Origin of the sequence: Aeromonas sp. CU5 (assembly GCF_002586745.1) — a bacterium.
Taxonomy (GTDB): Bacteria; Pseudomonadota; Gammaproteobacteria; order Enterobacterales; family Aeromonadaceae; genus Aeromonas; species Aeromonas sobria.
In genome coordinates, this window is the sequence record NZ_CP023817.1 from 3935016 (window position 1) to 3953365 (window position 18350).

Annotated in this window: 18 protein-coding genes; 13 read left to right on the forward strand and 5 right to left on the reverse strand. The window is 54.9% G+C overall.

Annotated elements, in window-relative coordinates; all coding sequences use genetic code 11:
* Positions 1-8 precede the first annotated feature (8 nt).
* The 4 genes from CK911_RS17715 to CK911_RS17730 all read left to right on the forward strand — a co-directional run bounded on the left by CK911_RS17715 (position 9) and on the right by CK911_RS17730 (position 3541).
* Positions 9-1139 (forward strand): PotD/PotF family extracellular solute-binding protein, encoded by a 1131-nt coding sequence (locus CK911_RS17715; protein ID WP_098971594.1) that lies wholly within the window; start codon positions 9-11, stop codon positions 1137-1139.
* A gap of 390 nt (positions 1140-1529) precedes the next feature.
* On the forward strand, positions 1530-2195 hold the full coding sequence (locus CK911_RS17720) for a DUF3313 domain-containing protein (protein ID WP_098971596.1): 666 nt from the start codon (positions 1530-1532) through the stop codon (positions 2193-2195).
* Positions 2196-2488: 293 nt separating this feature from the next.
* Complete coding sequence (locus tag CK911_RS17725; RefSeq protein WP_098971598.1) at positions 2489-3001, forward strand: cupin domain-containing protein; 513 nt, start codon at positions 2489-2491, stop codon at positions 2999-3001.
* 27 nt (positions 3002-3028) lie between these two features.
* Positions 3029-3541, forward strand: coding sequence for a cupin domain-containing protein (locus tag CK911_RS17730; protein ID WP_098971600.1), 513 nt, complete (start codon positions 3029-3031; stop codon positions 3539-3541).
* Positions 3542-3640: 99 nt separating this feature from the next.
* Here the strand turns inward: CK911_RS17730 and CK911_RS17735 are convergent, their stop codons facing one another.
* Positions 3641-4141, reverse strand: a complete 501-nt coding sequence (locus CK911_RS17735) for a DUF1993 domain-containing protein (RefSeq protein WP_098971602.1) — start codon at positions 4139-4141, stop codon at positions 3641-3643.
* A gap of 317 nt (positions 4142-4458) precedes the next feature.
* Between CK911_RS17735 and ydfZ the strand changes: the two genes are divergently transcribed.
* The 5 genes from ydfZ to CK911_RS17755 all read left to right on the forward strand — a co-directional run bounded on the left by ydfZ (position 4459) and on the right by CK911_RS17755 (position 7376).
* Positions 4459-4656, forward strand: a complete 198-nt coding sequence (ydfZ, locus tag CK911_RS17740; protein WP_042018422.1) for a putative selenium delivery protein YdfZ — start codon at positions 4459-4461, stop codon at positions 4654-4656.
* 203 nt (positions 4657-4859) lie between these two features.
* Positions 4860-5297 (forward strand): DUF2846 domain-containing protein, encoded by a 438-nt coding sequence (locus CK911_RS17745; protein WP_098971604.1) that lies wholly within the window; start codon positions 4860-4862, stop codon positions 5295-5297.
* Positions 5298-5451: 154 nt separating this feature from the next.
* Positions 5452-6687: a hypothetical protein gene (locus CK911_RS17750; protein WP_157774565.1), complete on the forward strand. Its 1236-nt coding sequence runs from the start codon at positions 5452-5454 to the stop codon at positions 6685-6687.
* 93 nt (positions 6688-6780) lie between these two features.
* Positions 6781-7038, forward strand: a complete 258-nt coding sequence (locus CK911_RS21240; RefSeq protein ID WP_157774566.1) for a hypothetical protein — start codon at positions 6781-6783, stop codon at positions 7036-7038.
* Positions 7035-7376, forward strand: a complete 342-nt coding sequence (locus tag CK911_RS17755; RefSeq protein WP_157774567.1) for a hypothetical protein — start codon at positions 7035-7037, stop codon at positions 7374-7376. Before CK911_RS21240 ends, CK911_RS17755 begins: the two co-directional genes overlap by 4 nt.
* Positions 7377-7379: 3 nt before the next feature.
* On the opposite strand, the gene CK911_RS17760 is transcribed toward CK911_RS17755, so the two are convergent.
* From CK911_RS17760 to CK911_RS17775, 4 genes are all read right to left on the reverse strand, one after another.
* The gene (locus CK911_RS17760) at positions 7380-7742 is read right to left on the reverse strand and encodes an ASCH domain-containing protein (protein ID WP_216640685.1); all 363 of its coding nucleotides are present in this window, start codon (positions 7740-7742) and stop codon (positions 7380-7382) included.
* 357 nt (positions 7743-8099) lie between these two features.
* Complete coding sequence (gene uvrD / locus CK911_RS17765) at positions 8100-10271, reverse strand: DNA helicase II (RefSeq protein ID WP_098971612.1); 2172 nt, start codon at positions 10269-10271, stop codon at positions 8100-8102.
* A gap of 12 nt (positions 10272-10283) precedes the next feature.
* Positions 10284-10844, reverse strand: a complete 561-nt coding sequence (locus tag CK911_RS21245) for a hypothetical protein (RefSeq protein WP_157774568.1) — start codon at positions 10842-10844, stop codon at positions 10284-10286.
* Positions 10828-12804 carry a hypothetical protein gene (locus tag CK911_RS17775; protein ID WP_098971616.1) on the reverse strand — a complete coding sequence of 659 codons (1977 nt, stop codon included), beginning with the start codon at positions 12802-12804 and terminating at the stop codon, positions 10828-10830. The genes CK911_RS21245 and CK911_RS17775 overlap by 17 nt, the downstream gene beginning before the upstream one ends.
* A 643-nt stretch (positions 12805-13447) precedes the next feature.
* Here CK911_RS17775 and CK911_RS17780 point away from each other — a divergent pair.
* The 4 genes from CK911_RS17780 to CK911_RS17795 all read left to right on the forward strand — a co-directional run bounded on the left by CK911_RS17780 (position 13448) and on the right by CK911_RS17795 (position 18281).
* Positions 13448-14446 (forward strand): BMP family protein, encoded by a 999-nt coding sequence (locus CK911_RS17780; RefSeq protein WP_042018409.1) that lies wholly within the window; start codon positions 13448-13450, stop codon positions 14444-14446.
* Between the two features lie 85 nt (positions 14447-14531).
* The gene (locus CK911_RS17785; RefSeq protein ID WP_098971618.1) at positions 14532-16112 is read left to right on the forward strand and encodes an ABC transporter ATP-binding protein; all 1581 of its coding nucleotides are present in this window, start codon (positions 14532-14534) and stop codon (positions 16110-16112) included.
* An 82-nt stretch (positions 16113-16194) separates the two neighbouring features.
* Positions 16195-17313 carry an ABC transporter permease gene (locus CK911_RS17790; RefSeq protein WP_098971620.1) on the forward strand — a complete coding sequence of 373 codons (1119 nt, stop codon included), beginning with the start codon at positions 16195-16197 and terminating at the stop codon, positions 17311-17313.
* Between the two features lie 2 nt (positions 17314-17315).
* Positions 17316-18281: an ABC transporter permease gene (locus CK911_RS17795; protein WP_098971622.1), complete on the forward strand. Its 966-nt coding sequence runs from the start codon at positions 17316-17318 to the stop codon at positions 18279-18281.
* The last annotated feature ends 69 nt before the right edge of the window (positions 18282-18350 follow it).

The window sequence follows — 18350 nt, forward strand, 5'->3', positions numbered from 1 at the left end:
GTTCGGCCATGCGTCTACTGCCTCTTTGCTGGTTGTTGGGGATGACCCCGGCGTTGGCGGCCCCGGTTCAGCTCAAATTGCTTGAATGGGGCTATTTGCCAGCGGGTTATGAACAACAGTTTGCCGACTACGCCAAAGCCCATGGGGTGGAGGCGACGGTCAGCCGGATCGAGCCGCTGCTGACCGATTTTGACAGCGTCTACCGCGCCCTGCGCACCCGCAGCGCCGATGTGGTGCTGCCGACCAGCTACTTCTACAAGGCCCATCACCAGCCGCTGTTCAAGCTGTTGCTCCCCATCGATTTCAGCCGCCTGCAGCACTACCCCGAGGTGAAGCCCGCCCTCAAGAACACCGAATATGACAAGCAGGGGGAGCGTAACTACTCGGTGCCCTTCTCCTACGCCATGTTCAGCCTCGCTTACGACAGCAAACAGGTGCCGCAAGCGCCCACCAGTTGGCAGGTGCTCGCCAACAGCTCGCCGCCGGGCCAGTTTGCCGAGTTCTGCGACCAGTTCGAACCGCTGCTGTTTTCGGTGCTGCTCTCCCTCGGCAAGTCGCCCGCCCTGTTTGCCAGCGGCGAGATGCTGGCCGACAAAAAGTTGCAGCAGGAGGTGGAGCAGCAGCTCTCGAAGCGGCTGCAAGCCAGTCGCGGCTTCTGGTTCAATCAGGCCAACCGCTGTGAGGATCTGCGCCAGCAGAAGTTTGCCACCACCTGGGGGCTGGAGCTGGTGGCGTGCAACAAGCAGAACGATCAGCAGTGGCGGATCGCCATGGTGCAGGAGGGGGCCATCTATGCCCTCGATGCGCTCTCCATCGCCCGTCATGTTGGCGATGATCCCGCACGGCTCAAGGCCGCCTACCTGCTGGTGGATTTTCTGCTGAGCGCGCCGCTGCAACGCCAGATGCTGGTGGGCACGCCCACCATCTCGGCCAGTAATATCGCCTCCCGGCCGCCCCTCAGCCCGCAGGAGCAGGCGGTGCTGCCGGATCGCCCGCTGCCGGAGTTTGACGAGCGGCTGCTGGTGCCCGCGCTGCCCGCCCATATCAAGAATCGCTACAAACGGATGGTGCAGCAGGCGATCGTCGCCAGCGGCAAAGAGGGGTTGGTTAAGCAGTGCCCCTGGGATCTGGATAACTGATGGGTGGGCCTGTCGCTTGTCCGGCGGCAGGCCCGTTTACGCAAGATGGCTGATGATCGGTCATCGCCCGTTCTGAGACATTTCCCCGTTCAACTCACGCCGCCTGCGGGCCCGCATCGTTTGAAAAAACAGAACGCCCACCGCAGCCCCAAGTAGCCGGATTAAACAACCGAACCCTCGCCAGATTGCCGTTCGCTCCTTGGCTGACCCTGTACAAAAGAGCCGCAATTGTGACAACTTGGATGTGAGCTGAACAATCTTGATCTGTCCCTTGTGGGAAGGTGGTGAATGGGTTATTTCTCTGTGAGATTGGCGGTATCCAGCACGGGTTCTCCAGCCATGTGGTGCGAAATCCACAGCAAAAACAAACAGTAAAATGCAGGAGCAAATATGAAAAAGGTCGTGATGGTTGCCGTGGCTGCGGTCCTTCTGGGTGGCTGCGCCGTCAAAAATCAGGTCTCCTACAGCTTGCAGTCACTGCAAACTGTTCCCTTCAGCGCCTTCCAGCCGAACGAGAGCAACCCCAACCAGCGGGTCTACAAGGAGCCGGGTACTGACCTGCGCCAATACAATGAGGTGCTGCTCGATCCGCTGCAGTTTATCCGCCAAGAGAATGGCCAGTGGTATTTGCTGACCGCCAACGAACAGAACCAGATTGGCCGCTACTACCACGACAAGTTTCAGAGCGAGCTGATCAAGCACGGCGTCAAGATCGCTACCGCCCCCGGCCCTAAGGTCATGCGGATCCAGGCCGCCGTCACCAACTTCGACCTGACCCGTCCCGACCCCAAACTGCGGGATCTGCTGCCCGCCAAGATCGCCATCAACGTCACCCGCGAAGTGATTGGCAAGGAGCCCTATCTGCTCAAGGTGGGCAGCATGGCCCAGCTGCTCGACTCCCAGAGCGGCAAGCTGCTGGTACGGGTGATGGATGCCCGCGAGAGCCCGGACACCACCCACAAGGATGAGCCCATCACCGCCGAGGAGATGGAGAAGATGATCGACCAGTGGGCGGCCAATCGTGCCAAACAGCTGGCGGACAATATCGGAAAATAAGAGCGGTAAATAAGAGTGGAAAATAACCGCGGGAAATAAGCATCGGCAAACAGGTGTCGACAAGATCGAGAGAGGGAGCCAGCGGCTCCCTCTTTGTTGTCTGCATTTTTGCCCGCGCAACTGCCGGTCGCATGGCCGCTCAGCCCTTGCGGGATGGGCAATCGCCCTGCCGCCGAGTCCGCCATCTCGCCGTCAGCGGGGAAACCGGCTGCCGATTTCTGCTTTTCTCCGCCGCATTCTGGCAGTTAGGATGACCCCTCCCGTGACCGCATCCTCATAGAAAAGGAATCACTATGAATCGTCACCCCAACATCAAACACTGGCGCGAGCTGCAAGAACCGGAGCCGGGATGTTACCCCGGCAGCGAGGAGCGGATGTCCCTCGGCAGCGCGCTGGGCAGGCACTTCGGCTTTAGCCGCATTGGCATTCACTACGAGCTGGTGGCGCCCGGCCACCGCACCAGCTGGCCCCATGCCGAAGAGACCGAAGACGAGTTCGTCCACGTGCTGGAAGGGACGCCGGATGTCTGGCTCGACGGCGAGCTCTATCGGCTGCAACCGGGGGATTCGGTGGGTTTCAAGGCCGGTAACGGGCTGGCCCACACCGTTATCAACAACACGGATGAGCCGGTGCGGCTGCTCTGCGTGGGGGATAGGGATCGCGCCGACAACCGCATCCACTATGCCCTGCACCCCGAGTACAACCGCCAGATCGGCAAACGTCATTGGGGCGATGTGCCCCGGCGCGACATGGGCGATCACGATGGTCTGCCCGACCGGCTGCGCGATAGCAACGGCCCGTTCTGAGCGCCCCTCACAGTATAAGGAATCATGATGACCCGCCACCCCTGCATCAAACACTGGCGCGAGCTGCAAGAGCAGACGCCGCGCTACTACTCCGGTAGTCAGGAGCCCCTTTCTCGCGGCTGCGCCCTCGGCAAACACTTTGGCTTTAGCCGCATCGGCATTCACCACGAGATCGTCGAACCCGGCCACCGTACCAGCTGGCCCCACGCCGAAAAGACCGAGGACGAGTTCGTCCACGTATTGGAAGGGACGCCGGATGTCTGGCTCGATGGCGTGCTCTATCGGCTGCAACCGGGCGACTCGGTGGGCTTCAAGGCCGGTGACGGGCTGTCCCACGCCTTTATCAACAACACCGAAGAGACTGTCCGCCTGCTCTGCATCGGCGATACCGATCGGGAGGACAACCGCATCCACTACGCCGTGCACCCCGAACGCAATATCACCCTCGGCAAGCTGCACTGGGATGACGTCCCCGAGCGCGAGCTGGGGGATCATGACGGCCTGCCCGACAAGCTGCGCGAGAGCAACGGCCCCTTCTAGGGCGCTTGCCCTTCTGCGCACCAGCCCTGCACCACCCGATATAAAAAAGCCTGCCGCGTGGCAGGCTGTTGCTATCTGTTCGCCCCAAGCGGGCGGCGCTTATTGCAGGTTGAGCCCGCCCAGATAGTCGCGCTTGCCGAGATCGACCCCGGCCTGACGCAGCAGAGCGTAGGTCATGGTGAGGTGGAAGTAGAAGTTGGGGATGCCGTACTCATGGACGCAGGTATGGCCATCCATCCCCTTGCCACCCGCCCAGTGGGGCACGTAGCGGGCGCTGGCATACTGGCTGTAGTCCGCCTCCAGCTTGCTTTGCAGATAGGTGATGGTCTTGCCGATATGGACGCGCAGATCCGCCATGGTCTTGGGGTCATCCCCCAGCACCGGCAGCTCGCTGTGGCTGGCGGTGGCGACCACGGAGCGGGCCGAATCGCAGCAGATCAGCACCTGCTTGGCCAACGGCAGCATGTCAACGATCAGCCGCTCGCCGAAGAAGTTCTCCACGTTGAACTGCTTCGCCGCAGCGTGGGCTTCGGCCTTGGCCAGACAGTGGTCGAGGTTGGTCAGCATCTTGATAAACTGGGCGGTAATGTCGCGATTCATAAGCACTCTCCATCTTGTTGAAACAACGGCCCGCTTGCGTGGCCACAGTGAATGAGACTGGCTAATCGGCCACCAATATACTCCAACCGCTGCCGGGTTCGAGCCCGCCGCGACGAAAAGGGCAGGGGAGGCGCACTGCGCGCGACAACTGCTGGCCAACCGGCCATGCTCGCTTTTTGAACCTGCGAGTCCCTCATTACCCCTTTTTTGATCTGTGACATACATCACCCTTTTTCAGGGGCGTAGGCTGAATGCCGTTGTCCTGGATACTCGCCTGTGCATCCGCATTCGCCAGGACCCTAGAAAAGGAGAATGACATGAAGATCTATGACCGTAACCGCAATGTGCTGAACCTGGGTCAGCGCGTGATGATTGCCGCCACTGGCGCAGTCGATTTTCTGAAAGAGGCCCACACCGACCACATGACCCCATATCAGGCGGAGCATGAGAAGTGCGTGCTGCTGGCAAACACTCAAGAGCGTTATGCGCCCATCGAGTTGATTAGACTAGGCTGATCCCTTCCCCTGTCACCCTACTCTTTACAATTCACCCGGCCGCCGCGCCCCATCTGGCGGCCGGGTTTCTGATCTCCCCCCTTCATCCCACCAAATGCTGAAAAATTGAGCCGAGTCACACCCCGAACGATTTGAGCGATTGTCAGCCAGCAAAGCCTCATGCGAACCTTTACACCCCGTTACCCCACTAAAAAATAACGACTATGTTCAGGCAAATAATGATGAGTGCCGCCTTGCTGTCGGCGGCGCTGCTTTCCGGTTGTGCTTCCGTACCCATGGCCGATGCCACCGCAGACGCCCAAGCCAAGCAGTTTGTGGCGCCCAAGGTTGCGGCCAACCTCTATATCTATCGCAACGAGACCTTCGGCACGGCTGTCAAAATGCCGGTGTTGGTGGATGGTTCTGCCGTAGGCGATACCGTGGCCCACAGCTATATCCTCAAGCAGGTGACGCCGGGCAGCCACACCATCACCTCAAAGTCGGAGAACGATGCCACCCTGACCCTCAGCACCGAGGCAGGTAAAAACTACTACGTCTGGCAAGAGGTCAAGATGGGCCTGCTGATGGCCCGCTCCAAGCTGAGTCAGGTCAGTGAAGAGGAGGGTAAGCAAGGGGTGATGGAGAGCAAGCTGGTCAAGTAATCAGATACCTTCGCCTGACAAAGAGGGCGTAGCATCAACAGTTACGCCTCTATCAGAAAGGTGGGCCCCAGATTTTTCTAAATATATATGGGCTAACGCTTCATTAAAAATACTATTTCTGTTATTTTTTAATTTATTTTATTTAGGGGATAGCATGGCAAGCAGTTTTGGTATTTGGGCTACTGGCTCAGAGAATGCAGCAAAAATAAATCAAGTTCATATTAACTTGTGGACAACAGCATCTCCTAAAATAAGATGTATTGATATAGGGATAAACTTCTCAATTATTGATGAAGATAATGCAGAGCATCTCAATATAAACATTCCTTTTAAAGTACACAAAAGTGGTATTGAAGATCTTAGTACCAAAATGGTAAATAGCCAGGATTTACTAACTGCTATATTCAATGATTACGTGGATTTGCTCGAGAATTTAAAAACAAAGCACTCTAGAATTCGCTTCTCGAGTGGTGATGAGATATACCTTCATCTTAATATAGACTTTAATGCCACTTTGTCTGGATATGATAGGCGAGTTTTTGTAGATGATACTCCCCATAATTACACTAATATCAAATTTGATCTTAAATCATGTTTGGATGGTCTTGCGAAATCAAAAAAGATAGGAGGTGAAAAAAATACAGATAATATCAAGATCGATCTTAAATCATTTTTTTGGGGACAGCCAAAATTAAACGAAATGGAGAATAAAAAACATAAAGAGCATTACATTCGATTCAGAATTCCTTTAGATGAAATAGCTTATGGGAGTATGATTCATACGATCAAAGGTAATGACTGGTTTCTAAAACCATTCAAAGAACAGCTTGATGTGGTAGATTTTAGGATTAATGAGATAAGAGTGTTGCCTAAGGAAATAAAAACTAGTGTTGCTGCGACATGCTCAACACCTCAAAAATATCATTTGTTTATAATTAGAGATGAAAGTGATGAGTATCAATTATCTCATTCAGGAAGTAGTTATAAAAAATGCAGGATATTAGAGGCTGAAACATGGAGGAAATATTTTGAGCAAGAAGATGTTTCAGTTTATGAATCAAAGTCGACGTGGGTCTATAAATTCATAAATTATATATCAAAGAATTGCGGGCTCCATAAGGATCCATTGCCATTTACTCAGCCAACAATGATTTATCATTGGTCAAAAGATACATCTAAAGACAGTCAAAATAAAATCACTGATTTTATTGCTGTGGCTAAATTTAAGTCAATTAAGCATAAATGGTATACGGTTATTAACTACATTATCGTAATTATGCTTATTAGTATATTAAGCTGCTTCTGTTATGATCTACTCAAAGTAAATATACCTCGTTTACTGGAAATGACTACACCGGCGACTACATCGACCCCCAAAGACACCAATTGAGCATATTTTTTTTAATAAACAATGGTTTTTTGCTCATGTACATAGCTTTCATGTCGATATATACTATAACTGGTATTAATCTGAGGTGTAGTGATGAAACAAATTGAAAGACTGACGAAGTCTGATTTTAACCGAGAGGGAGTTCAGGTTCCCTCCTCGGTTAAAAATGTTGGTCTCGATTTAATGGACACTCCATCGGATTTTAATAGCAGAGAGATAAAACATCTTTTGCGAAAACCAAGTGAGTTATATAAAAACTTTGACAATTGGTATTGTAAATCCTCTCGAGATGCTCTGAAGTCAAATTTTTTCTTTGATGAAGGATTAAGGGGGGGGGCACTAAGTATTTGAAAGAAAGAAATAACATTCCAGGAATGGAACGTTATTTTTTAGTTTTATCTATTGATGATATCCCGGCAGGAATATCAATTCTTAAAAATACGTGTAATGAGAAAAAGATTTCAACATTTACGCTTGAGGAAAAATATAAAAACGCAGGTTTGGCTAGTTACCTAATGTCTCATTCTCTTAAGTTGTTGGGGAAAAATGATGTGTCGATAACGGTCAATGAAGACGTACTGGATGAGCTATATCCCTTTTTGACTAAAAAGGGATTTGTAGTCGATAAAAAGGTATTTGGAGAATACTGGAAAAATAAAAATGAATATCATTTCTTAAAGTTAAAATAAAAGTTAGTCAATATACATATATGATTGAGGTGGTCTTTTTACTCCAAGCTCAGATAATTTAAATCCACCCATTTCGTATTTTTTCAATGCACCCACTTTAATCGCATAACCGATATCTACTCCAGTGAAATAGGAGTTGAAGTAACTTTCTGAAATTCCGGCATCTTGGCTTGTTTTAAACCATATTGCACTTGGTATATCAGATATTATATTTTCAATAGTGAACTCACCAATTACTTTCCCGACAGGCTTGGTAGCGTAAACAACAATAGTCTTCACATCTTTCCTTTTGAAAATTTTACGCCTAAATTCATATGCTTTTTTTCCTGAGAAAATTGCATTTGCATACTCTGGTTTAATTGACATAAGAACTCGCATATATACCTCACAAGGACGGTTAATAATTATAGCTGTCTATAATGCTTCAAATCTGGCATAGGCCATCACCAGCCCCTTGGCGCCTACGTCGTTGAACGGGATCCGTCCCGGCTCTGCTGGCCGAGCTTGATACCGCTGGCGCCCAAGATCGCACCACCTCGTTCTGACCAAAGTGATAATACAGGATACCCCAAACTCAAATGTAAGCAGGGTATTGATCTCCCTCCAACCCGCTGAAGGGCGGGCGAAACCCTGTCGAGGGCTTTGACCTCGTGTCCTGCACGGCGTCAGCCGTGCTAGGCACACAATTTACCCATGACTCAAACGTCCCGATTACGCTGTGCCTTACAGCGCTTCCAATCTGGCGTAGGCCGTCACCAGCCACTTGGCGCCGACCTCGTCGAACTGGATCTGCACCCGGCTCTGCTGGCCGACCCCTTCGAAGTTGAGTACCACCCCTTCGCCGAATTTCGGATGGAGCACCCGCTGGCCGAGCTTGATGCCGCTGGCGTCGAAGCTCTGCTGCACCTCGTTCTGGCTAAAGCGGCCGTACTGGGTGGGGCGGCTGACCTGGGTGCGCAGCCGGATCTCTTCCAGACACTCGGCGGGGATCTCGCGGATAAAGCGGCTCACGCTGTGCTGCATTTCGCGGCCATAGATGCGGCGGCTCTCGGCATAACAGATGTAGAGCTTCTCCATGGCGCGGGTCATGCCGACGTAACAGAGGCGGCGCTCCTCTTCCAGGCGGCCCGACTCCTCGGTGGATTGCGGGCTGGGGAACATCCCTTCCTCGACGCCGACCAGCAGCACCAGCGGGAACTCCAGCCCCTTGGCGCTGTGCAGGGTCATCAGCTGCACCGCGTCGGCGTATTCGTCCGCCTGACTCTCGCCGGATTCCAGCGCCGCATGGGCGAGGAAGGCGGAGAGATCGCTCATATCCTCCAGCTCGTCCGGGCGCTTGTATTGACGGCAGGCGGTGACCAGTTCGTCCAGGTTTTCTACCCGCGCCTGGGATTTCTCGCCTTTTTCCGCCAGATACATCGCCTTGAGGCCGGAGTTCTGGATGGCGATATCTGCCTGCTGGTGCAGCGGCAGCAGGCCGACCAGCTCTTCCAGTGCGTCGATCAGATCGACAAAGCCGCGCACCGCGTTGCCGGCACGACCGGTCAGCACTTTGTCGTTGAGCAGCCCCTTGGCTGATTGCCACAGGTTGAGCCCCTGATCCCGGGCGTTGCCGCGCAGGATCTCGAGGGTGCGATCGCCGATGCCACGGGTCGGGGTGTTGACCACCCGCTCGAAGCTGGCGTCGTCGCCACGGTTGTTGATCAACCGCAGGTAGGCCATGGCGTCTTTAATTTCTTGCCGTTCGAAGAAGCGCAGGCCGCCGTAGATACGGTAGGGCATGGCGTCCTGCATCAGCGCCTCTTCCAGCACCCGTGACTGGGCGTTGGAGCGATAGAGAATGGCGCAGTCGGCGAGCAAGCCGCCTTTTTCCTTCCAATCCTTGAGGCGGCCGACCGCGAAACGGGCTTCGTCCACCTCGTTAAAGGCGGCGTAGAGGGAAATCGGGTCGCCCTCGGCCCCCTCGGTCCACAGCTCCTTGCCAAGCCGGTCCGAGTTGTTGGCGATGACGCTGTTGGCGGCTTTGAGGATATTGGCGGTGGAGCGGTAGTTCTGCTCGAGGCGGATGGTCTCGGCCCCCTGATAGTCGGTCAGGAAGCGCTGGATGTTCTCGATCTTAGCGCCGCGCCAGCCGTAGATGGACTGGTCATCGTCACCGACGATCATCACCTTGCCGCTGTTGCCCGCCAGCATCCGCAGCCAGGCGTACTGGATGCCGTTGGTATCCTGAAACTCGTCCACCAGGATGTTCTGGAAGCGGTCGCGGTAGTGCTCAAGGATGTGCGGCCGGTTGAGCCATAGCTCGTGGGCGCGCAGCAGCAGTTCGGCAAAATCCACCAGACCGGAGCGATCGCAGGTCTCCTGATAGGTCTGGTAAATCTTTTGATAGGTGCGGGTGACGGGGTCGCCGTAAAGATCGATGTCGCCGGGGCGCAAACCCTCGTCCTTCTTGCCGTTGATGTAGCTCATCACGGCGCGCGGGGCCCAGTGCTTCTCATCGAGGTTGAGCGCCTTGATGACGCGGCGGATCAGCCGGTACTGGTCGTCGGAGTCGAGGATCTGGAAATCCTGCGGTAGCCCCGCATCCAGATGGTGGGCCCGCAGCAAACGGTGGGCGATGCCGTGGAAGGTGCCGATCCACATGCCGCGCACGCCGTCGCCGATCACTTTCTCGACCCGGCCACGCATCTCTGCCGCAGCCTTGTTGGTAAAGGTCACCGCGATGATGGAGAAGGGTGAACAGCGTTCCACCTGCATCAGCCAGGCAATGCGGTGCACCAGCACCCGGGTCTTGCCCGAACCGGCACCGGCCAGCACCAGCAGATTGCTACGAGGGGCCGCAACGGCATCTCTTTGTTTGTCGTTGAGCCCGTCGAGCAGGGTTGAAACGTCCATCACCACTCCTGTTTATTTATACAGGCGGGGATTATACGGAAGTTCCGTCGATCCTGAAATGCATGATTCCTGAGGTGGCACTGGTTGCTGTTTTTGATAGTGGCGTTTTCGGATCAGCCGTTGTTCACCTGTTGGGGTGAGCGTGAGGTCTTCTCCTGCCAGTTCATGGGTGGCTATCTGATAACTCATCTCGGCTGCGACCACGTTACCTTCGGGAAGCGTGCCGTGAACTCGATAGAGGCGCAGTTTCATTTCGTTCAGATAGGCTTTTTCAAAATAGAGCGAGCAGTCGCCCAGCAGTAATACACCCTGCTCGTAGTGTGATCGCTGGTTATTGACAGCGCGCATGGAGAATAGGCTGAGCAGCGAGAGTTTTTTGGGAAGGAGTTCACGATGAAATTCGCGGGCGTAAATACGATAAACAAGCATCCCTTGCTCATCGTATACAGCGTTCGAATAGTCACGGTAGTGTTCTGTGACTCCGAGCGCCAAGGCGCCCGGAGTGAAGCTGATGAGCATTGTGGCAAGCAGTACCACAATGCTCGGGCTGTTGAGGTTACTGAAGCGCAGCACAATCTACGACATCAGATTGGCCATTCTCGGTACGGCGGCATTCCAGGAAGACCTTGCCGAAGGTAGAGCCTTCACGGGGTTTCAGAGTGACTTCGGTATGGTAGGGAACAACCGGAGCGCGAGTGACGTGCATGATGTAGCTTGCCGTTTGATCGAACTCGTTTTGGATGAAGTCTGAGGTGTATTCAACTTTGAAACTCAGTTGCGGCATGATCCAGAAGCGATAAGTGTCTGCCCAGATATCTTCCACATCGGCATTGCTCAAACCGCACACCGGATAGCCCATCATTTTGGAGTACTCCTCGGAGTAGGCTCCCATGCCATGCTCGCAGGTTCCTGCACCAACGATAACATCGACGTCATTACGATCCAGCCCTTCGCTGAAGAAGGGATTCAAATCCAGTTTGACGGAGATGCCGTTACCATTGGTTGAGTCGATAGTGACGCTCGCTTGTTGAGCATTCAGGTGTTTATCCAGTGCTTCAGCCAGCTTGAGGGTGTTCTTGGCCTCTTCTGCATCGAGACGCAGAGATGTCAGGGCATTCCCCAGATTGGCAGTCAGCTTGGCGGCTTCAGCCAGTTGGGTGCGCGCCAGCTTGAGACGGTCGGCCTGATTGATTACGAAGAATTGGGGGTCTTGCCAGAGCAGAGCTGGATTCACATCAGCATCACTGTACTCTGCGGTGATGTGTGTATTCGGAAGGGAATATTTCCAGCTATCTTGATCCCCTTGGTATCCTGGGTAGGCATGATCACCGTAGAAGTGAGCAATACCGGTCTCTTCAAAAGCAAAAATAGGCAGAGTCAACTCTTCTGACTTGGGCAACAGATGGCGATCATCGCCATATTGGTATGCGGCCATGATATTCAGACCAGAAGCCATAGCAGTGGCGCTGGCGCGCAGTGCCCTGACCTGATCGTAGGAGAGGGTCAGTTCATCATTATCGCCGTAGGTTGCCTTGTACTCCGGGTTAACAATGTTGCCCAGACTGTTGGCAGTCTCCTGCATCTTGACGGCATATTTTGCCAGCAGTTCTGCCACATCCTTGGTATTGCCAGTGGCCTCTTTGGCGGTCAGGCGAGCATGGTTAATTACAGCATCCAGCACTTTTGCCAGCATGGTGGTATAACCTTGCCCAACCTGTGACGGTTCAACATCGAAGCGCTTGCTGACGATTGGGTCATTGGTCACTTCCATCATGGCGATAATTGCCAGCATGATCTGGCGATCGGCCTTGCCTGGCTCATCAGCCTCGGTGCTTAAGCGATCTTTATATCCGCGCAGCGTATTTTCGAAGTTAGCCTGTTCCCAATGCTTGTTCTGTTCGACAAGGTCGCGAAGAACCCAGTCCACTGCAGCTGATTTACCATTGGCTTTGGCCAGCGAGGCATTCATATGTGCTGCGGCTGCTGTTGTATCAATCGCTTTTTTGTCGATCTGTGCCAGTTTCAGGGCTTCATTCAGACTGGTGTTAAACTCGTCATCGCTGCCAAAACGAAGAGTGTTGCCTAGCTTGACCACATCCTCTGCTTTCAGAGTAATCCCGTTGCTTGCATCACCGTCAGCATCCATAGTTTGCAGCAGTGCGGCGATACGAATGGCGCGACCTTTGTCACCCTTCTCGGCGATGGTGTATGGGGTTACCAGGGTCTGACCCTTTTTAAGCTGGGTTTCTCCAAGCGGGATTGAGCCCAGTTTGAAGGCGCAGGTGTCACCGTCATTAAAGAGGAACTGGCCATCTTTATCGGTGAGCGAGCTGTAGCTACCGCAGGTGTAGTTCAAACCGGCTACCGCACTATCAATAAAGGTGGCGGTCAATGCAGGTTTGGTGGCGTTTCCACCATTTCCACTGTTATTGCCATTATCGGTGCTGGCACCGTCGCCACCACCGCCACAACCTGCCAGCGCCAAGCTGGATAACGCCGTCACAACCGATAAAGCCAGAATATTTTTTTTCATTTTTATTTTCCTGAAACAACGATGCATATGTCACCGGCACCTGGCTGAGGAAGTCAGAATAGGTGGCATGAAGTGATGCAAAAGAAGCCCAATTGATGTTTTTGTTAGTTTCATTTGAGGTCTATGCGGCGGGCATCATACAGGGGCTCATATGGTTTTCAACTTGATCTGGATCTCGAGTTCACATGAATTGTGAGCTTGCTCAACAAAGTGGCGTTGAGTGGGCATTGTTGGTAAGCGAATGTTGACTGGAGCGTATTCGAGAAAGGGGCTGTGAGCTTTGGTCGTTTCCAGCTGTAGCCAACCCTTGCTCGCGCGGTTTGTGGGGATTTTGCGAGCCGGATCACGGGCTGGCAGGGGGGGCGGATGAATAAAAGGGGAAAACGGTTTACAGTAAGTTGCTGAACAATAAGTGAAATGTCGTTTGGGTCTTTTTGTTGGTAGCATAAAAAACTAAAAAGTAGCTAAAAAACAACTCCTTATAAGGTTATTTGCTTATAATTCAAACCGTTAACGCAAACGTTTTTCCCTTATCATTTGCTTGACCCGCATCGGGGCTGACTTAGAGTAACCCTGCGTGCTAGATAGCCTGTTTTAACAGGCAAGCAAGTTCCCTCACTTAATAACAATCAAGGATACGATCGTGACTAAAGTGCTCAAGCTGGCCACTGTGGCCGCCCTCACTCTGACTGCCCTCTCTGTTCAGGCTGCCGCCGAGCCAGCCGTGATTTATGACACCGCGGGCAAGTATGACAAGTCATTCAACGAAGCCGTGTTCCGTAACGGCGTCGAGCTCTTCAACAAGGACAAAGGGGTCAAGATCAAAGAGTTTGAACCCCAGAACGAAGCCCAGCGCGAGCAGGGTCTGCGTCGTCTGGCCAGCCGTGGCAACACGCCGATCGTGGCGGTCGGTTTCAACATGGGTTCTGCGGTAGAGAAAGTGGCTGGCGAGTTCCCGAACATCCAGTTCGCCATCATCGACATGGTGGTCGACAAGCCGAACGTGCAGTCACTGATCTTTAAGGAGCATGAAGGTTCCTTCCTGGTGGGTGCGCTGGCGGCCATCGCCTCCAAGAGTGGCAAGGTTGGCTTCGTGGGCGGTATGGATATCCCGTTGATCCGCAAATTCCAGTGCGGTTACGAGCAGGGTGCCAAATACGTCAATCCGAAGATCGACGTGCTGCAAAACATGACCGGCTCTACCCCGGCGGCGTTTGCTGACCCGGCCAAGGGTGCCGAGCTGGCCAAGTCCCAGTTCGCCAAGGGTGTTGATGTGGTGTACGCCTCTGCTGGCGGTACCGGCATCGGTGTTTACCAGGCTGCCAAAGACGAAGGCAAACTGGCCATCGGCGTAGACTCCAACCAGAACCACCTGCAACCGGGCACCATGCTGACCTCCATGGTCAAGTCGGTCGGTCTGGCCGCATACAAAACCTGGGATGACGCTGCCAAAGGCCAGTGGAAGCCGGGTATCCAGAACCTCGGTCTGGCCGAGGGCGGTGTGGATTGGGCACTGGATCAGTACAACGAGAAGCTGATCACCCCGGAAATGAAAGCCAAGGTGGATGCCATCAAGGCCGACATCATTTCAGGCAAGATCAAAGTTCATGACTACATGAGCGATAACACCTGCAAATACTAATTAGATAGTTGCTACGACTCTCAACGCACGACCGGCCCGCACGGGCCGGTTTTTAGTCTTCTTTCATGAAACGCAGGGCTGCATCATGGACCAGACAGATCGCTATGCCATCGAATTAAGAGGTATCGATAAGCGGTTCGGCGAAGTGTACGCCAACAAGCTGATCGACCTTAAGGTTCGCAAAGGCAGTATCCACGGCATTGTCGGCGAAAATGGCGCCGGTAAATCCACCCTGATGAGCATCATTTATGGTTTCTACCATGCCGACAAAGGCGAGATGCTGATCGACGGGAAACCGTTCAAACCCCATGGCTCACAAGATGCGATTGCCGCAGGCGTGGGCATGGTGCACCAGCACTTTATGCTGGTGAACAACTTCACTGTTTTGGAAAACGTCATCCTCGGCGCTGAGAACGGCTGGCACCTTCAGCAGAGCGTGGCGTCGGCCGAAAAATTGCTGGGCGAACTGGCGCGCGATTATGGCCTCGACGTGCCGCTGCACGAGAAGGTCGAAGATCTGCCGGTTGGCTTGCAACAGCGGGTCGAAATTCTCAAGGCGCTCTATCGTGGTGCCCGCATCCTGATCCTCGACGAGCCGACCGGGGTACTGACCCCGCAAGAGGCGGATCACCTGTTCGAGGTGCTGAAAAAACTGCGGGACCAGGGGGCGACCATCATCCTCATCACCCACAAGCTGCGGGAGATCCTGGCCATTACCGATCAGGTCTCTATCATGCGCCGGGGCGAGATGGTGGCCCACGTTGCCACCAAGGATACCGACAAGGAACAACTTGCCGAGCTGATGGTGGGTCGCAAGGTGCGGCTCAAGGTCGATAAAGGGCCAACCCAACCGGGGGAGGCCAAGCTCAAGGTCGAGGGGCTCAGTTACTTCGACGCCAGCAAGGTGGAGCGGGTCAAATCGGTCAGCTTCGAGGTGCGGGCCGGTGAAGTGGTCGGCATCGCTGGCGTGTCTGGCAACGGCCAGTCCGAGTTGCTCAGCCTGCTTGGCGGCATCATCAAGCCGAGCAAGGGTAGCTTCACCATCAGCAGCCAGAGCGGGATCAACAAGGTGAGTGCAGAGCATCCGGCAGATCCCGAGCAGGTGCGCAATTACGGCCTTGGCCATGTGCCGGAAGATCGCCACAAGATGGGGCTGATCAACCGCTTCGAGGCGAAAGAGGCCTTTATCCTCGGTTATCACCGTCGCCCGCAGTACAACCGGGGATGGCTGCAGAACAAGGAGGCGATCCAGCAGGATTGCCAGGCCAAGATGGAGAAGTGGGACGTGCGCCCGCCCCATCCTGATCACAAGACCGCCAACTTCTCCGGTGGTAACCAGCAGAAGCTGGTGATCGCCCGTGAAGTGGAGCAGAACCCGGATGTGCTGTTGATCGGCCAGCCGACTCGCGGGGTCGACATCGGTGCCATCGAGTATATCCACCAGCAGATCATCGCCATGCGCGACAAGGGCAAGGCGGTGCTGCTGGTCTCGGTGGAGCTGGACGAGATCATGAGCCTCTCTGACCGGATTCTGGTGATTGCCGATGGTCGCATCGTCGGCGAGCTGGATGGTGCCAAGGCTGATGAGCGCACCATCGGTTTGATGATGGCGAACATAGTTCCCGACGAGGTGGCTGCCAGTCAGCCCCAAGGAGCTAAGCCATGAGCATCACTTCCATTTGTAGCCAGCCCGGTCTGATGATGGTCAATACACCAGTGCCTGACCAGATTGCCAAGGAGGCCCACTGATGAGCCAAGTTCGTATTCCTGCCTGGGTCTCCGTGGGCGTCTTGTCTGCGGTCAACATCCTGCTGGCCTTCCTGGTGTCGGCCATTCTGTTCTACTACCTCGACATCAACCCGATCGATGCCGCCAAGATCATGTGGTACGGCGCGTTCGGCACGGGTGAAGGGGTCGGTTTCACCCTCTACTACGCAACCGGCTTTATCTTTACCGGTCTGTCGGTGGCGGTCGCCTTCCACGCCGGTCTGTTCAATATCGGTGGTGAAGGTCAGGCCTATATCGGCGGCCTCGGGGTCGGTCTGGTCTGCCTGATCCTCGGCGATGTGTTGCCGTTCGCCTTGCTGTTGCCGCTCTCCATCATTGCCGGTGGTCTGTTCGGTGCGGCCTGGGCCTTTATTCCGGCCTGGCTGCAAGCCAAACGCGGTAGCCACATCGTGATCACCACCATCATGTTCAACTTCATCGCCGCCTCGCTGATGGCCTATCTGCTGGTGGAGGTGTTCAAGCCGCCCGGCTCGATGGCGACCGAGAGCAAGGTGTTTGCCGAGGCTAGCTGGCTGCCCAAGATGAGTTCGCTGGCAAGCACCTTCGGCATGGAGATGCCCAACAGCCCGCTCAACATCAGTTTTATCTGGGCGCTGATTTGCGCGGCACTGGTGTGGGTCTTTATCTGGCACACCCGCTGGGGTTACGAGATCCGCTCGGTTGGGGCCAGCCAAAGTGCCTCCGCCTATGCCGGTATTTCCTATCCCAAGGTGGTGATCCTGGCCATGGTTATCTCCGGCATGCTGTCGGGCTTCTTCGCCCTCAACGTGCTGCAGGGTGAGCTGCACCAGATCAAACTCAACTTCGTGGAAGGGTTCGGCTTCACCGGTATCGCGGTGGCGCTGATGGGGCGCAACCATCCGGTCGGCGTCATCATCGCCAGCCTGCTGTTCGGTTTCCTCTATCAGGGGGGCGCCGAGCTCAGCTTCGAGTTCGGGGTTGACCGCAACATAGTGGTGGTATTGCAGGGGCTGGTGATCCTGTTCTGTGGCGCCCTTGAGCACATGATGCGTCCGCGCATCGAGCAGCTCTATCTGGCGTTTGCCAACCGTTCAGCCGTGCAAGCCAAGGGAGTCTGATCATGTTTGAAATTCTGATCCTGATGCTGGATGCCACCATTCGTACCGCGCCGCCGCTCATTCTCGCCGCCATGGCGGGCATGTTCTGCGAGCGCTCCGGGGTGGTCAACATCGCGCTGGAAGGCAAACTGCTGGCGGCGGCGTTCGCCAGTGGTGCGGCGGCTGCGGTCTCCGGTTCTGCCTGGGTGGGTCTGGGTGCCGGGGTGGGCGTCTCCATCCTGTTTGCCCTGATGCACGGTTTTGCCACCATCACCCACCGTGGTGATCAGGTGGTGAGCGGCATGGCCATCAACATTCTGGCGGCCGGTCTGACCGTTACTCTGGGCCGTTATTGGTTCGATCAGGGTGGCCAGACCCCGGCGCTTTCCGGTGATGCTCGGTTCGCCCCTATCGAGTTCCCCTATGCCAAGGAGCTCTATGATGTGCCGGTGATCGGCCAGCTCTACAGCGAGCTGCTCAGTGGCCACTCCCTGCTGGAGTATGTGGCGTTTGCCTGCGTACCGCTGGCCTGGTGGGTGATGTTCCGCACCCGCTTCGGGTTGCGGCTGCGGGCGGTGGGCGAGGCTCCGGCAGCGGTCGATACTGCCGGTATCTCGGTGGTGCGGATGCGCTACACAGCGCTGATCATCGGCGGCTTGCTGGCGGGTATCGGCGGCACCTATCTGGCGGTGGCCCAGACGGCGCAGTTCATCCCCAACATGAGTGCGGGCAAGGGCTTTATGGCGCTGGCGGCACTGGTGTTTGGCAAGTGGCGACCCTGGAGTGCCTTGGCTGCCTGTCTGCTGTTTGGTTTCCTTGATGCCGTCGCCATCCGGCTGCAGGGGGTGACTATCGGTGACTTCACTATTCCGGTACAGGCCATCGAGGCGTTGCCTTACATCCTGACGGTGTTCCTGCTGGCGGGCTTTATCGGCCGTGCAGTGGCGCCCAAGGCGCTCGGCACCCCTTATGTGAAGGAGCGGGAGTAGCGCCCTTTATCGCGATATTCCCGACCACACAGATAGCAGCAGGCCCACTTCGGTGGGCCTGTTTTTTTA

Excerpts from the sequence above, each read along its gene's own strand:
- CK911_RS17715 (WP_098971594.1), top strand. The coding sequence starts at position 9 with ATGCGTCTACTGCCTCTTTGCTGGTTGTTGGGGATGACCCCGGCGTTG.
- CK911_RS17720 (WP_098971596.1), top strand. The coding sequence starts at position 1,530 with ATGAAAAAGGTCGTGATGGTTGCCGTGGCTGCGGTCCTTCTGGGTGGC.
- CK911_RS17725 (WP_098971598.1), top strand. The coding sequence starts at position 2,489 with ATGAATCGTCACCCCAACATCAAACACTGGCGCGAGCTGCAAGAACCG.
- CK911_RS17730 (WP_098971600.1), top strand. The coding sequence starts at position 3,029 with ATGACCCGCCACCCCTGCATCAAACACTGGCGCGAGCTGCAAGAGCAG.
- CK911_RS17735 (WP_098971602.1), bottom strand. The coding sequence starts at position 4,141 with ATGAATCGCGACATTACCGCCCAGTTTATCAAGATGCTGACCAACCTC.
- ydfZ (WP_042018422.1), top strand. The coding sequence starts at position 4,459 with ATGAAGATCTATGACCGTAACCGCAATGTGCTGAACCTGGGTCAGCGC.
- CK911_RS17745 (WP_098971604.1), top strand. The coding sequence starts at position 4,860 with ATGTTCAGGCAAATAATGATGAGTGCCGCCTTGCTGTCGGCGGCGCTG.
- CK911_RS17750 (WP_157774565.1), top strand. The coding sequence starts at position 5,452 with ATGGCAAGCAGTTTTGGTATTTGGGCTACTGGCTCAGAGAATGCAGCA.
- CK911_RS21240 (WP_157774566.1), top strand. The coding sequence starts at position 6,781 with ATGAAACAAATTGAAAGACTGACGAAGTCTGATTTTAACCGAGAGGGA.
- CK911_RS17760 (WP_216640685.1), bottom strand. The coding sequence starts at position 7,742 with ATGTCAATTAAACCAGAGTATGCAAATGCAATTTTCTCAGGAAAAAAA.
- uvrD (WP_098971612.1), bottom strand. The coding sequence starts at position 10,271 with ATGGACGTTTCAACCCTGCTCGACGGGCTCAACGACAAACAAAGAGAT.
- CK911_RS17775 (WP_098971616.1), bottom strand. The coding sequence starts at position 12,804 with ATGAAAAAAAATATTCTGGCTTTATCGGTTGTGACGGCGTTATCCAGC.
- CK911_RS17785 (WP_098971618.1), top strand. The coding sequence starts at position 14,532 with ATGGACCAGACAGATCGCTATGCCATCGAATTAAGAGGTATCGATAAG.
- CK911_RS17790 (WP_098971620.1), top strand. The coding sequence starts at position 16,195 with ATGAGCCAAGTTCGTATTCCTGCCTGGGTCTCCGTGGGCGTCTTGTCT.
- CK911_RS17795 (WP_098971622.1), top strand. The coding sequence starts at position 17,316 with ATGTTTGAAATTCTGATCCTGATGCTGGATGCCACCATTCGTACCGCG.